Source organism: Sphingomonas leidyi (assembly GCF_011761945.1).
Taxonomy (GTDB): Bacteria; Pseudomonadota; Alphaproteobacteria; order Sphingomonadales; family Sphingomonadaceae; genus Sphingomonas; species Sphingomonas leidyi.
Genome location: NZ_JAASQV010000001.1, coordinates 1,995,629 through 2,009,703, shown reverse-complemented (window position 1 = coordinate 2,009,703; position 14,075 = coordinate 1,995,629). Strand labels below are relative to the sequence as shown.

General features: G+C 68.7%; 9 protein-coding genes. 1 reads left to right on the top strand and 8 read right to left on the bottom strand.

What is annotated here, in order from left to right:
* Positions 1-18: 18 nt before the first annotated feature.
* On the top strand, positions 19-1,155 hold the full coding sequence (gene lldD / locus FHR20_RS09460; protein WP_167299260.1) for an FMN-dependent L-lactate dehydrogenase LldD: 1,137 nt from the start codon (positions 19-21) through the stop codon (positions 1,153-1,155).
* A 34-nt stretch (positions 1,156-1,189) separates the two neighbouring features.
* Here the strand turns inward: lldD and FHR20_RS09455 are convergent, their stop codons facing one another.
* From FHR20_RS09455 to FHR20_RS09420, 8 genes are all read right to left on the bottom strand, one after another.
* A complete protein-coding gene (locus FHR20_RS09455) occupies positions 1,190-2,485 on the bottom strand; it encodes an L-fuconate dehydratase (RefSeq protein WP_167299259.1) in 1,296 nt (431 codons plus the stop codon).
* A gap of 301 nt (positions 2,486-2,786) precedes the next feature.
* On the bottom strand, positions 2,787-3,668 hold the full coding sequence (locus FHR20_RS09450) for an IclR family transcriptional regulator (protein WP_167299258.1): 882 nt from the start codon (positions 3,666-3,668) through the stop codon (positions 2,787-2,789).
* 74 nt (positions 3,669-3,742) lie between these two features.
* Entirely contained in the window at positions 3,743-5,434 is a 1,692-nt protein-coding gene (gene nagE / locus FHR20_RS09445) for an N-acetylglucosamine-specific PTS transporter subunit IIBC (RefSeq protein ID WP_167299257.1), read from the bottom strand.
* A complete protein-coding gene (gene ptsP / locus FHR20_RS09440; RefSeq protein WP_243857167.1) occupies positions 5,431-7,902 on the bottom strand; it encodes a phosphoenolpyruvate--protein phosphotransferase in 2,472 nt (823 codons plus the stop codon). Before ptsP ends, nagE begins: the two co-directional genes overlap by 4 nt.
* Entirely contained in the window at positions 7,899-10,811 is a 2,913-nt protein-coding gene (gene galA / locus FHR20_RS09435; protein ID WP_167299255.1) for a beta-galactosidase GalA, read from the bottom strand. Before galA ends, ptsP begins: the two co-directional genes overlap by 4 nt.
* Positions 10,808-11,944, bottom strand: coding sequence for an N-acetylglucosamine-6-phosphate deacetylase (gene nagA / locus FHR20_RS09430; RefSeq protein ID WP_167299254.1), 1,137 nt, complete (start codon positions 11,942-11,944; stop codon positions 10,808-10,810). The genes galA and nagA overlap by 4 nt, the downstream gene beginning before the upstream one ends.
* Positions 11,941-12,915 (bottom strand): SIS domain-containing protein, encoded by a 975-nt coding sequence (locus FHR20_RS09425; protein WP_243857166.1) that lies wholly within the window; start codon positions 12,913-12,915, stop codon positions 11,941-11,943. The genes nagA and FHR20_RS09425 overlap by 4 nt, the downstream gene beginning before the upstream one ends.
* 66 nt (positions 12,916-12,981) lie before the next feature.
* The gene (locus FHR20_RS09420) at positions 12,982-13,788 is read right to left on the bottom strand and encodes a GntR family transcriptional regulator (RefSeq protein WP_167299253.1); all 807 of its coding nucleotides are present in this window, start codon (positions 13,786-13,788) and stop codon (positions 12,982-12,984) included.
* Between the last annotated feature and the right edge of the window lie 287 nt (positions 13,789-14,075).

The following is a 14,075-nucleotide window of genomic DNA, read 5'->3' as shown; positions in this document are numbered from 1 at the left end:
CAATATCAGGATAACCCGATGATCGCGACTTCGACCGGTGACTTCCGCCTGGCGGCGCGGCGGCGGTTGCCGCGCTTCCTGTTCGACTATGTCGATGGCGGAGCCGGGGCGGAGGTGACGCTGCGGCGCAATGAGGCCGACCTGGAGGCCCTGGCAATTCGCCAGCGGGTGTTTCGTGACGTGCGGGAGATCGATCTGTCCTGCACGCTGTTCTCGCAACGGTTTTCGTTGCCGATCGTGCTGGGGCCGGTCGGGTTGGCGGGCATGTACGCACGTCGCGGCGAAGCGCAGGCCGCGCGCGCGGCCGCCGATCGAGACATAGGCTTTTGCCTCTCCACGGTTTCGGTTTGCGCTTTGGACGAGGTGGTTGCGGCATCGTCGAGACCGATCTGGTTCCAGCTCTATGTCATTCGGGACCGCGGCTTTATGCGGGACCTGCTTGCCCGCGCCAAGGCGCAAGGCGTGCGCGCATTGGTGTTCACGGTCGACATGCCCGTTCCCGGGATGCGGCGCCGGGATGCGCATAGCGGCCTGTCCGGATCCTGGGCGGGAATCCGGCGGCTCCTGCAGGCGGCCGGGCGTCCCGGCTGGGCGTGGGACGTCGGCATCCGTGGACGGCCGCATATCCTCGGCAACGTCGCCCCGGTGCTCGGCAAGGCGAGCGGATTGGAGGATTTCATGGGCTGGCTTGCCGCGAATTTCGACCCCGCCGTCGAGTGGCGGGACCTGGAATGGATTCGCGAGGCCTGGGATGGCCCCTTGATCGTCAAGGGCATATTGGACCCCGAAGATGCAAGGGACGCCGTACGGTTCGGGGCCGATGGCGTCGTCGTCTCCAACCATGGCGGGCGGCAGCTCGATGGCGCCCTATCGACTGCGCGGGCGTTGCCGTCCGTGGCGGAAGCGGTCGGGGATCGGCTGGCCGTCCTGGCCGATTCCGGCATACGGTCCGGCGCCGATGTCGTGCGCATGCTCGCGCTGGGCGCGCGCGGGGTCCTGCTGGGGCGCGCCTGGGCCTATGCGCTGGCCGCTGCGGGCGAAGCGGGGGTGGCGCGCCTGCTCGACCTCTTCGCGGCGGAGATGCGCACCACATTGGCGCTGGCGGGCGCACGCGCGATCGCGGACGTCGATATGTCGCTGCTGGACCTGCGCTAGAGGCGCGACGGGCGGATCCCGCCTCGCCCCGCGTTCAGGCCGCTTGCCCGCGACCCGGCGCATACCGGTAGCGCGTGAGCGTTTCCGGCTTCATCTCGATCGAGAAGCCCGGCCTCTCGGGAGGCATATAGGCTGCCGAACGGATCACGCAGGGATCGATGAAATGCTCGTGCAGATGATCGACATATTCGATCACGCGGCCATCGCGCGTGCCGGCGAAGCAGAGATAGTCGATCATCGCCAGATGCTGGACATATTCGCACAGGCCGACGCCGCCCGCATGCGGCCATACGGGCAAGTCGTACTTCGCGGCCATCAGGAGGACGGCCAGGACTTCATTGACACCGCCCAGACGACAGGCGTCGATCTGCACCACGTCGATGGCGTAGCTCATGATGAACTGCTTGAAGAGAATGCGATTCTGGCACATCTCGCCCGTCGCGACCTTGATGGGCGCGATGCCGGCACGAATATGGACGTGCCCCAGCACATCGTCGGGGCTGGTCGGCTCTTCGATGAACAGGGGCTTGGCAAAGGCCAGGGCATTGACCCAGTCGATCGCCTGCTCGACTTCCCAGACCTGATTGGCGTCGATCATCAGCACGCCCTCGGGCCCCAGAACGTCGCGCGCGATCGCGACGCGCCGCACATCGTCCGCCTGGTCGACGCCGACCTTCAGCTTGATGTGGCGGAAGCCCGCGTCGACGGCTTCCTGCGCCAGGCGGCGCAGCTTCTCGTCGTCATAGCCCAGCCAGCCGGCGGATGTGGTGTAGCAGGGATAGCCCTCGGCCCGGAGCAACCCGATGCGCTTCTCCTTGTCGGCGGCGCGGGCTTCGAGGAGGGCGAGTGCCTCTTCCGGCGTGATGCAATCGGTTATGTATCGGAAGTCGATCGCCCGGACGAGCTCGGCCGGCGACATGTCCGCGACCAGGCGCCATACCGGCTTGCCTTCCGCCTTGGCCCAGAGATCCCAGACCGCGTTCACGATCGCGCCCGTCGCGAGATGGATGGCGCCCTTGTCGGGGCCGATCCACCGCAGCTGGCTGTCCCCGGTGATGTGCCGCCAGAAAGCCGCAGGGTCGGCGCGGATCGCATCGAGCGACTGGCCGACCACCAGGGGGCGCAGCGCTTCGATTGCCGCGACGCAAATCTCGTTGCCGCGGCCGATAGTGAAGGTGAGGCCATGCCCGGAGAGGTCCGGCACGTCCGTTTCCAGGATCACATAGGCCGCGGAATAGTCGGGATCCGGATTCATCGCATCCGAGCCGTCCAGGGAAAGGCTGGTAGGAAATCTGATGTCCAGCACGCGCAGGCCGGTGATCACGGTCATTGGTTGGCTTTCTCCGTGACAGGGGAGATCATATGTCGAGCACGAAGCCTTTCATATTGGGCCATGGTAATTTTGTATATGGAAATATGATTTCTAGATAAAATTACGCCGCTTAAGGCCTTGATACCCGGGCTGGCGGGGCATCGCGGGCGCTGCTCGATATGGGTATTCCGTGTTCGCGCAGGTGCTCGGGGGCATGCCGGCGAGGGCGCGCGCGCGGCGGCGCGTGGCGATGTTCGAGCCACGCGCGGGAACGGAATCCGGAAATGCCCGGCGATGCGCGGCCTCGCGCCGCGCCGGCCTAGCTGGCCTTGCGGGTCCTGCGCGGGCGCTTTGGTTCGGGTACGGAAAGGCTCGGTACCACGGGCGCCTCCTGCCGGTCGTACCAGCCCAGGACAGTCGATATGTCGAGCGCGGTGGCCTTCAGGAGCGCCAGCGTCTCCTCGATCGACAGATGCGGGGCATCGTCGATCGCCGCCAGGAACGGAATGGTGAGCGCCGCGACCACCTGGCCGCTGAACCCGAAGATCGGGCAGGAAAGGTCGGAGACGGCGGCCAGCCGCGAGCTGGCGATGGATTCATGTCCCTGCGCGCGCACGGCGGCCAGCCGCTTGGCGAGCTTGCGCGACGGCGCTTCGCCAAGCACGTCCGGCCAGCTCGCCTCGTCCATGAACGCCAGCAGCACATGGCCCGAACAGCTGGTCTCCAGCGCGATATCGGTGCCGAGGCGAACCGCGAATCCGGTCGGCCCCGGGCTTTCCTGGCGTGCGACGATCAATCCGCGGCCGCCATTGACGACCACGAGATGGCAGGACTGCATCGTTGCCGCGGCAAGCGCGCGCATCCGGGATGCGGCCACATAGGTGAGCTCCTGCGCGGGCGTGGCGCGGTGTGCCAGCTCGAGCAGCTTGTAGGTGACGCGATATCGATCGCTCGCGGCCTCCTTGTGCAGCCACCCCCGGCGGTCCAGGGCGACGACCACGCGGAACAGCTCGCTCACCGAACGGCCCAGCCGCTGGGATATCTCGGTGATGGTCAGCCCGAACGGCTCGTCGCCGAGCAGCTCGATCACGTCGATGCCCTTCTCCAGCGCAGGCGCGCTATAGTTGGGCGTGGCGGCCTCTCCGTCCGACTTGGTCCTCTTGGCGACGGGCTTGATCTGCGATGCGGGCTTCGGCGGCATCGGCCTAGGCTAGCGCAGCGCGGACGGCTTGTCATGTCCCGCGCAAGGGAGATTCTCCCATGAGGGTGCCTTCGTCACGCCGGGTCGACGACGAGAAGATGGAAGGTCCTTGCCGCGGGCATGATCACGGCGCGTGCGTTGGCGGCCAGCGCATCTCGATCGACGATCCCGGGATCCTGCACGACGACGCGAATCCGACCGGGCCGACGCGATGCATCGACCAGATTGGCCGCGCCTCCCAAGGCCGCGGCGATGGCGGCGGGAAGCGGAATCCCGGCTTCCGCGCCCGGCTGGAGAGGTGCTGCCGGCGCCGGACGCCCGACGAGATCGCGCATCTCCATCGCCAGCGTGTCCGCGATCCCGCCCACCACGACCTGGAGATTGTTGTCCGCCAGCTTCAGGATCCCGCGCGCCCCGAGCGCGCGCAAGCCCGGCTCGTCCAGCGCCGCCATATCCTCGACACGCAGGCGCAAGCGCGTGGTGCAGGCGTCGATGGTGCGCAGGTTGCTGACGCCTCCCAGCGCGGCGATGATTGCGCCGGCCCTGTCGCCTGCCGGCGCCGCCATCGGTGCGGCCCCTTCCTCGGCAGGCTCCCGGCCTGGCGTCTTCAGGTCGAATTTCAGGATCGCCCAGCGGAAGAGCCCATAATAGATCGCCGCATAGGCCAGGCCCACGGGAAGGAGGAGCAGCGGATGGGTGGCGCGGCCATAGTTCAGCACATAGTCGAACAGGCCCGCGGAAAACCCATAGCCCAGCTTCACGCCGAGCAGGTGCATCACGACATGGGCGAGACCGGTGAGCACCGCGTGCACCACGTAGAGCGCCGGTGCCAGGAACATGAAGCTGAACTCGATCGGCTCGGTCACCCCGGTGAGGAACGAGGTGAGGGCAAGGCTGAGCAGCATCCCGCCGACGGCCTTGCGCCGTCCCGGCGCGGCGGTGTGGTACATGGCCAGGCAGGCGGCGGGCAGGCCGAACATCATGACCGGAAAGAAGCCGCTCATGAAAGCGCCGGCGCTGGGGTCGCCCGCGAAGAACCGCGTCAGGTCACCGGTCTTCCCGGCGTATTCGCCGACGACGAAATAGGCGATGTTGTTGAGAATATGATGCAGGCCGGTGACGATCAGCAGCCTGTTGAGCACGCCGAAGGCAAACAGGCCCCAGCCGCCTGCGGCGACCACGCCGCGGCTCAGCCCGTCAATCCCTCCGCTGATCCAGTCATAGGCCGGGCCGAGCAGCGCCCCGATCGCCAGACCGGCGACGCCGGCGACGATCGGCACCAGGCGCCGGCCGCCGAAGAATGCGAGATAGTCTGGCAGCCTGGTGGTCGAGAAGCGATTGTAGCAAGCGCCGCCGACCAGCCCGGCGATGATGCCGACCGGAACCTGCAGCTTGTCGATCGTCGCGGCCTTCCAGGCAGCGGAGAGCGCGGCGGCGATCGCCTCGCCAGTGCCGGGCGGGATCGTTGCCGGCGGTACCGCAAGGAACACTTTGGCGGCATTGCCGATCACCAGATAGCAGACCACGCCCGCCATGGCTGCCGCACCATTGCCGTCGCGCGCAAAGCCCGTCGCGACCCCGACGGCGAAGAGCAGGCCGATATGCGCGAAGATGGCATCGCCCGCCGCACTCATGAAGGGGAGGTCGAGCAGGTCGGCCTGGCCGAGCCGGAGCAGGAGCCCGGCGATCGGCAGCACTGCGATCGGCAGCATGAGCGCGCGGCCGAGCGGCTGGAGAAGCTGGAGAAGGGTGAGGGGGGACTTCATGCGGAAAGCTCCTCGGCGAACCGACGCGCCAGCGCCCGGACTTCGGCTGCGGATGCGCAGGCCAGCGCTTGCCGGGCATGGCTGGCGGCCGCCGTGACGGTAAGGGTGGTGACCAGTGCCTTGGTGAGCGCCACCTGTGCCGGGGGGACGGAGAGTGTGCGCACCCCCAATCCGATCAGGATGGGCGCCGCCATGGGATCGGCGGCGAGCCCGCCGCACACGCTGACCGGTGTCGAACCGGCGCGGGTGCAGGTTTCCGCGATCAGGCGCAGAACCCCGGGATGAAGGCCATCGAGCATTGCGGCGACCGCGGCATTGCCGCGATCCGCGGCCAGCGCATATTGGGTGAGGTCGTTGCTGCCGATCGACAGGAAATCCGCCTCGGCGGCGATGAGATCCGCGCCGATCGCGGCGGCGGGCGTCTCGACCATCGCGCCCAGGGCCACCGCCGTGTCGCCGCGCAACCGATCGAGCACCGCGCGCACCGCGGCCATCTCATGGGCGCTGGCAACCATCGGGACCATGATGCGCAAGGGCCCCGGAACCGGCAGGCCGAGAATGGCCGACAATTGGGCTTCCAGTATCTCGGGGCGAGACAGCGCGACACGGATTCCGCGAAGCCCCAGCGCCGGATTCTCCTCGGCCGGAAGGCTGAGATAGGGGGCGGGCTTGTCGCCGCCCACGTCCAGGAGCCGCACCGTGATCGGCCGTTCCGGCAGCGCCTCGAAAATGGCGCGGTATGTCGCGCGCTGTTCGCCGATATCGGGGGCAGCTGCCCGCCCGAGGAACAGAAACTCGGTTCGCAGCAGCCCGCAGCCGTCGGCGCCGGCCGCCATCGCTGCCTGCGCATCGGCGACGGAGCCGCAATTCGCCTGCACCGAAACCGATATGCCGTCGGCAGTATGCACCGCCGCGGCGCCGATCGTCCGCGCGCGGGCTTCTACGGCGGCGCGGCGGGCCCTGGCGGCCGCCAATCCTTCGCGTGCGTGCGCATCCGGGTCGACACGCACGAAGCCCGAATCGCAATCGATCAGCAGGCTGGCGCCTTCGGCCACGGCTTCGAGCGGCGTGCCGAGCGCAACGATCATCGGCAGGCCGATACCGGCCGCGAGAATGGCGACGTGCGCGGTGGGGCCGCCCCGGGCAAGCGCGATGCCGGCGATCCGATCGGTGTCGAGCGCCGCGAACTGCGATGGCAGCAGATCGTCGGCAAGCAGGATCGCGCCTTCCGGCGGCATGATCATGTTCGCCCTGGTCCCGAGTATCGCATGGGCGATCCGCTCGCCGACATCGACGAGATCGGCGCCTCGTTCCGCGATGCGGGCGTCGCCCGAAGCGCGCAGGATGCCGGCCTGGGCTTCCGCTGCGGACAGGATCGCGAATGCCGCGCTTTCGCCCGAGTCGATCCGCGCCAATGCCGCATCGATGAGGCTGGGGTCCTCCAGGATCGCCCGATGTGCGGTGAATACGTCCGCCGCCTGCCCTTCGCCCTGGGACTCCGCCTCGAGCTCGGCCCATACCATGCCGATCCCCTGCACGAGGTTGCTCCGCTCGGTCATGACGCCCGCGCCCAGGCGGGTTGGGGCGGGTCGATTGGTGCGCAGCCAGCAGGCGGGGCCGATCGCCAGGCCCGGTGCCGCGCCGACGCCGCCGATAGCGCCTTCGGGCACGATGCTCCGCGATGGCGCGACAGTGGCCGCGGGGACGTCCGTATCGTGTTGCAGCACCGCCAGGACGCGGGTGATCGCCTCGCCGGCATCTGCGCCGTGCGCCACGATGGTTACCGGGGCGCCATGTCGCAGGCCCAGCCCGAGCATCGCGATCGAACTCGCGGCGGAAGCCCGCTGGTCGCCGCTCTCCAGGAAGACTTCCGCCCGCAATTCGCGAAGCGCAGTGGCGATCCGCGCGGCGGGACGGGCGTGCAGGCCGTGCGCGAGCGCGACGACGGCTTCGTGACGTCTCGCTTCGCCGGCTGCCGCCTGTGGGCGGGCGATGCCGTTGGCCGCCGCGCGCGCGCCGATCCGGAGCACCGTTTCGCCGACCGCCACCATGCCGCCGGTATGCCGCGCCAGGATATCGACGCCCGGGCCGGTCACGATGATCGGCGTGGCGGCGGCGCTCGCCCGCAGAGCCAGCTGATCGAGATCGAAGCGGACCAGCGGATCGCCGGCGGCAACCCTGGCGCCGGGCGATACCAGGGCTTCGAACCCCCGGCCCGCCATGCCGACGCTGTCGATTCCGATGTGCATCAGCAGTTCCACGCCTTCGGCAAGGGCGAGCGTCACGGCATGGCGGGCGGCATGAACGGACGAGATCGTCCCGGCGCAAGGGGCGTGCAGCATGTCGCCGATCGGCTCGATCGCCAGCCCATCCCCGACCATGCCCTGCGCGAACACCGGATCCGGGATCTTCTCCAGCGGGATCACCCACCCGGCGAGCGGTGCGCCGAGCTCGACTTCGATCATCATCGTTTCCCCTTGTCCTCGGTGATGGTCACGGCGCCCGCCAGCCCGGTGGTCTGGCCGGGCGCGAACTGGACCAGCAGCACCACCGTCCGCGGTCCCTCTCCCGGGTGCCAAGGCATGGCGAGGGGGCCCGGCGCCTGTTCGTGTTTCTCCGCGGCAAGAGCGCCATCCATCCAGACCTCCGCGCGGCCGACGATGGCGGCGAACCGAAGTGCGCCACCCGCGCGGCGAACGGCGCGGCGCGGAGTGACGGTCGCGCGATAGGCACGCCAGCCCGCCCTCGCTTCGGGTGCGAGACTATCGCCCGGCGTGACGAAGGCCCATGCATTATTGTCTCCGTCGCGTGGTGCAAGCGAGGGATCGGGGCGCTCGGACAGTGCCGGCGATCGCCGCCAGGCCGCGATGGCCTGGAACTGCTCCTCCGCCGCGACTTGCGCGCGGGGCGCGCGTGGCACCTTCTCCACGATCGCCCCCGCCGGGCGAAGCGACGCCGCCTCCGCGCGCACCGACAGGGGGCCCGCGCCGGCATCCGCCCGCACGATGACCTGTGCGAGCCCATGGAAGAGCGATCGGGAAGGTGCCTTCTCGGAGGCATGGCTGTTGGGGTCGCCATTGCCGACGCCGATGATCGTGCCGCCGTGCACGGTGAAGTGGGCGAGGCAATCCGCATCGGGGACGTGCCGGCCGAGCCGGTCGACCGCATCGACGGTGAACGGCTGGACGTCCTCGCCGTCCGCCACCATCTTCCGGCGCGCCGGCGTCAGCCTGAGCGCAACGGGCTTTCCCACGGTCTCGTGCACCGCGCGGGCGACTTCGCGGCCGGCGCGATGGGCGATCGCCTCGATCCGCCCGGGCGCATAGGGCAATGTCCATTCGTTGCCGTTGATGCGATCGACGCGCGCCTCGCCGATCGTCCGGCCATTCAGGCGCAGCGTCACGCTGTCCGCATTGCTCGTGACCAGCAGCTTCATGGGCTGGCCTTCCCGGCCGGGCCAGGTCCAATGGGGCGCGATCGCCACGACGGGGACATCGTCGCGCCATTGGGCACGGCGGATGTCATGCGCGGTCTTGGGAAAGCCGCACAGATCGAGGATGCCGAAGAAGCTCGACGTGGTCGGCCAGGCGAAGGGCGTCGGTTCGCCATGATAGTCGAAGCCGGTCCACACAAAGCCGCCGGCGACGAAGGGGCGGCCGGCGATCTCGGCCCAGCTTCGGCGATGGGTCGCGCCCCAGTCGGCGGCTTCGGTGTCGAGCGAGGACAGGACATGGGCCGCCGGATCGCTGGCAAAGGCGCCGCGCGTCATCATCGCGCTGGTATCCTCGGAACTGAGGATCGGCTTGCCCGGGTTCAACCGATGATAGCGGTCATAGTCGTTCGGATAATAGTTGAACCCCATGACGTCGACGACCTGCGACACATTCTCGGGATCGTAGAAGGCGCCGTTCATGGCGGCCGTGGTCGGGCGATCGGGATCGAGGCGCCGAACGGCCGCGACCATCCGGCGGACCATTTCCACGCCGGCATGGGTGCCCTGCATCGGCTCCTCGTTGAATACCGACCAGAGCATCACGCTGGGGTGATTGCGGTCGCGCCGGACCATCCATTCGAGCTGGGCGAGATAGTCGGGCGCGGGATTGAATCTCCGGTTCTCCGCCATCACCAGGAAGCCCATCCGGTCGGCGAGATCGAGCAACTCGGCGGCGCAGGCGTTGTGCGAGCAGCGGATGGCGTTGCAGCCCATGTCCTTCAGCCGCGCCAGGCGCCAGGCGAGCAGGGCGTCGGGCACGGCCACGCCGACACCGGCATGATCCTGGTGGAGGCAGACGCCCTTCAGCTTGATGCTCCGGCCGTTGAGCGACACGCCCAGATCGGGATCGAAATCGATCGTGCGAAAGCCGATGGCGAGATAGCGCTCATCGGCGGGAGACCCGGCCCGGATGACGCGAACCACGAGCCTATGGAGCGCCGGACGTTCCAGCGACCAGAGGCGCGGTTGGCCTGCGGCGAGCGTCAGATTCGCCTCGCCGTGCCCGAGTGCAGCCACGCGGGCCGCGATGCGGGTGCGCGCGGTCTCCTGGCCTTCCGGGTCCAGCAACACCGCTTCGATCGCGACATCGGCCTCTTCCGCCGCTACGCTTTCGAGCGTTACCGACACGGGCAATTGCCATTGGCCGTCCTTGCCGCGCACCGGGCGCGCATGGATGCCGTCCGTGGCGATCGATACCGCCGGGCGCCGGGCCAGCCAGACATGCCGATAGATGCCGGCGCCTTCGTACCACCAGCCTTCCATCACGGTGGCGTCGACCCGCACGGCAATGACGTTCAGGGCATCGCCGAACCGGGCGAAGGGCGTGATGTCGACATGGATGCCGGTATAGCCGGACCAGCTATGGGCGACGACATTGCCGTTGACCCAGATGGTGGCATTGGTGGCGATCGCGCCGAACTGCACTTCCAGCCGCCTGCCGCGATCCGCCTCGTCGAGCCGGAATGTCCGCCGGTACCAGCCGATGCCGCGCTTGCGATAGCCCTGGCTGACATTGGCGGTCTCGACGACGGGCTGAAAGGACGCCCAGTCGTGCGGCAGCCCGACCTGCTGCCAGTCGCTGTCGTCGAAATCGAGCGCCGCCGCGCCCGGCGCGGTGCCGGCCTTCACGCTCAGATAGGTGTCGTTGTGCGTCACCGGGGCGGCGGCCGGCACTTCGCCTTCGTGGAAGCGCCAGCCGAGATCGAAGCAGGTCCGCGAGGGATCGGTCTCCGGCAAGGGCGAGGGCAGCAAGTCGCTCGGCGGCGGCATGGGCGGCCCGAAGCCGGCATGCGCAGCGCGCGGCATTGCCGCCGCCGGTGCGCCGGCCAGGATCGTCGCGATCCCGGCCGAGCCGCCGAGGAGGGCGCGCCGCGTGCAGTTCATGCGGCGCGCCTTCCGTCGATCCAGGTTCCGCAAGGCTTGAAGTCGCGGTCCAGCTGCACCCAGTCCGCGCGGAAGCCCGGTGCCAGGGTTCCCCGCTCGCGATCGAGGCCCAGAAAGGCTGCCGGATTGGTCGATGCCAGCGCCGAGGCGGTTTCGCCGTTCAAGCCAAGCATTCCCACGCTGTTCGCGACGGCGCTCGCCATGTCGAGATCGGCGCCGGCAAGCGTGCCGTCGTCGTAGAGGGCCTTGCCATCGGCGACGCGGATCTGCCTTCCCTGCAGGACGAAATCCTTCTCGATCGCGCCGACGGAAGGCATGGCGTCGGTGACGAGCATCATCCGCTCGGGTCCCCGCGCGCGGATCGCGATGCGCAGCATGGCGGGGGACACGTGCACGCCGTCGACGATCAGCCCGCACCAGGGCCGGGGATCGTCGAGCGCCGCGCCGGCAATTCCGGGCTCGCGATGATGCAGCGGCGGCATGGCATTGAACAGGTGGGTGACTCCCGTCACGCCCGCCCCGAATGCGACACGCGCTTCCGCATAGCCCAGGTCGGTATGGCCGGCGCTCACCCTGACTCCGGCGGCGACGAGCGCCGCGATCGCGCCGGCATCCGCGCATTCGGGCGCGAGCGTCACCATGACCACGCCGCGATGCGGCCTGGTGAGAAGCGCCACCATTTCCGCATCGAGCCGACGGAAATGCGCGGAATCATGGATGCCCTTGCGCCGGGGGGAAAGGCACGGCCCTTCGATATGGATGCCGACGACGCCGGCTATGCCCGCGGCGATCGCCGCATCGCTCGCCGCAAGGGCCTGCGCAATGCGATCGGGGCGATCGCTGATCAGCGTGGGCAGGAAGGCCGTGGTTCCGAAGGCGGCATGGGCTGCGGCGATCCTGGCGATGCCGTCGACGCTGGGATCGTCGTTGAACAGCGTTCCGCCGCCGCCATTGACCTGGGTGTCGACAAAGCCCGGCATCAGCCATCCGCCGTCGAGGTCGATGGTGCCGCCGGCCGTTCCCCGCAAGGGGGAGAGCGCTGCGACGCGCCCGTCCGCCACATGGATTTCCGCGCCCTGCCAGATCAGCCCGTCGACGACCACATTGCCATTGCCGAAGCGATAGAGGCTCATTGGGTCCGGGTGACCTTGGCGAGATAGGGCGGCTGGTCGGGATCGAGCCCGCGCGCGCGGGACAGCCGCTCGACAAGGCCATAGAAGCTGGCGAGCTGGAGGATCGGCTCGAGCGCCGGATGCATCGCTTCGGCGGGGAGCGGCGAAGTCCCTCCGGCGCGCGCCGTCAGCACGATCGCGCCGCGCGCCCGGAATTCCTCCGCCATCGCGGCGACGCCATCGCCCGCGACATCGGAGGTCGCGAACGCCAGGATCGGAAAGCCGGGACCGACGATGGTCATCGGTCCGTGGCGGACCTCCGCGGAACTGAACGCCTCCGCCTGGATCGCGCAGGTCTCCTTGAACTTGAGCGCGGCTTCCTGCGCGACCGCGAAGCCATAGCCGCGTCCGAGGACGAACATCTGCCGCGCGGCGGAAAGCGAGGCGACGCCGGCGCTCCAGTCCAGCGCCACCGCGCGGGACAATGCTGCGGGAAGCGCCTCCACCCCGGCGGCGAAATCCGCATCGCCCGACCAGGCCGACACCAATGCTGCCATGGCCACCATGGCGGCGATGCACGACTTGGTCGCGGCGACGGAGCGCTCGGGCCCCGCCCATAGCGGCAGCAGCGTGTCGGCGCACCGGGCAAGCGGGGATTCCGCATCATTGACCATGGCGACGACAGGGATGCCGGCATCCCGCCAGGCATCCACCGTCGCGAGCAGATCGGGGCTGCGGCCGGACTGCGAAATGGCGAGGCACAAGGCGTCGTCCGTCGCCACCCGCGCCGCGAATACCGAGGCCACCGAAGGGGCCAGGGAAGCGACCGGCACGCCGATCATGGTCTCGATCAGATACTTCCCATAGGTCGCCGCGTGATCCGAGGATCCCCGCGCGCAGGTTCCGACGAGATGGAGCGGCCGGTTGCGCAACCGTGCTCCCAATGCGCCGAACGCCTCGCGATTTTCCGCGAGCTGTCGCGCGACGGCCATCGGAATTTCCTGAGTTTCCTGCCACATGAGGCTGGGCGTCGTCGAAATGCTGGTGGTCGTCACTGATTAGAGATCCGTGAGTTCGGCGACGAAATCATACGTATCGCCGCGATAATAGGATTGCGTGTATTCGACGGGCCGGCCGTCGCGCAGGAAGCCGCACCGCTCGATCAACAGCCCGGGCGTGCCGGCTTCGACACGGAGCAGGCGCGCCTGGGAACCGGTGAACGGCACCGCGCGCAGCCGCTGCAGCGCCCGTACGGGGCGATGGCCCGTAAGGGCGAGGGCCGCATAGAGCGATTCCGAGACGTCATCGATCCCGCCCAGGCAATAGCTGGGGACGGTGGAGAATTCGACCGCCATCGGCGCGTCGTCGGCGATCCGGACGCGGTGGAACCGCATCACGGGCGCGCCTGGCGACAGGTTGAGCTGCATCGCCTCCACCGGGGTAACCGCTCCCGCGGCCCGGAGAATCCAGGCACTGCTCGGCAACTGGCCGCGCGCCGTCATCTCCTCGGAAAAGGAACTGATCCGGGAGAAGTTCTGCTCGATGCGGCGGGTTACCGTCGTGCCCGCACCTTGCTTGCGCGTGAGCAATCCGTCTTCCGCCAGTTCGGCAATGGCCTTGCGGATGGTGATGCGCGACACGCCATATTCGGCCGCGAGATCGCGTTCGGGCGGGAGGGCGGCACCCGCTTCCAGCCGCCCCTCCGTGATGGCCCGGCGCAGCAGGTGCGCGAACTGCGCGTAGAGCGGCTTGCGGTCGCGCGGCAGGAGCTCGCCCAGTCGCGCGTTGCCATCCAGCTGGGCCAGGGATGCCGGCGCGGGCGCGGCGTGCACTCCGGAGCCCTGGAGGGCGATGCCGGCGGTCATGCCCGGAACCCGCCCGGCCGGCGTTCGCACATCCTCGGCGGGCGGTTCGACAAGAGACCAATCGCGCGCCCCGCGGGCGCTCGGCGGATGCGCTGCGATCGTGCGATCGGGAACTGCGCAGACATGCCCGTGTCGTTCATTTTTCCTCTCATCCGGCTCGAATCGCCCGGCGCAACATCAGGGGAAACCGGGCAAATGTCATGCTTCATTTTCATACACAAAACAAATTTCCAGAAATCCGTTGCGTGATTGGTTCGTTCGTGGTTACACACTGGTCCCAAGGCGTC

Bases quoted from the DNA above. Each gene is read 5' to 3' on its own strand.
- FHR20_RS09450 (WP_167299258.1), bottom strand. From the start codon at position 3,668: ATGCCGCCGAAGCCCGCATCGCAGATCAAGCCCGTCGCCAAGAGGACC.
- nagA (WP_167299254.1), bottom strand. From the start codon at position 11,944: ATGAGCCTCTATCGCTTCGGCAATGGCAATGTGGTCGTCGACGGGCTG.
- FHR20_RS09420 (WP_167299253.1), bottom strand. From the start codon at position 13,788: ATGACCGCCGGCATCGCCCTCCAGGGCTCCGGAGTGCACGCCGCGCCC.
- lldD (WP_167299260.1), top strand. From the start codon at position 19: ATGATCGCGACTTCGACCGGTGACTTCCGCCTGGCGGCGCGGCGGCGG.
- FHR20_RS09425 (WP_243857166.1), bottom strand. From the start codon at position 12,915: ATGGCCGTCGCGCGACAGCTCGCGGAAAATCGCGAGGCGTTCGGCGCA.
- nagE (WP_167299257.1), bottom strand. From the start codon at position 5,434: ATGAAGTCCCCCCTCACCCTTCTCCAGCTTCTCCAGCCGCTCGGCCGC.
- FHR20_RS09455 (WP_167299259.1), bottom strand. From the start codon at position 2,485: ATGACCGTGATCACCGGCCTGCGCGTGCTGGACATCAGATTTCCTACC.
- ptsP (WP_243857167.1), bottom strand. From the start codon at position 7,902: ATGATGATCGAAGTCGAGCTCGGCGCACCGCTCGCCGGGTGGGTGATC.
- galA (WP_167299255.1), bottom strand. From the start codon at position 10,811: ATGAACTGCACGCGGCGCGCCCTCCTCGGCGGCTCGGCCGGGATCGCG.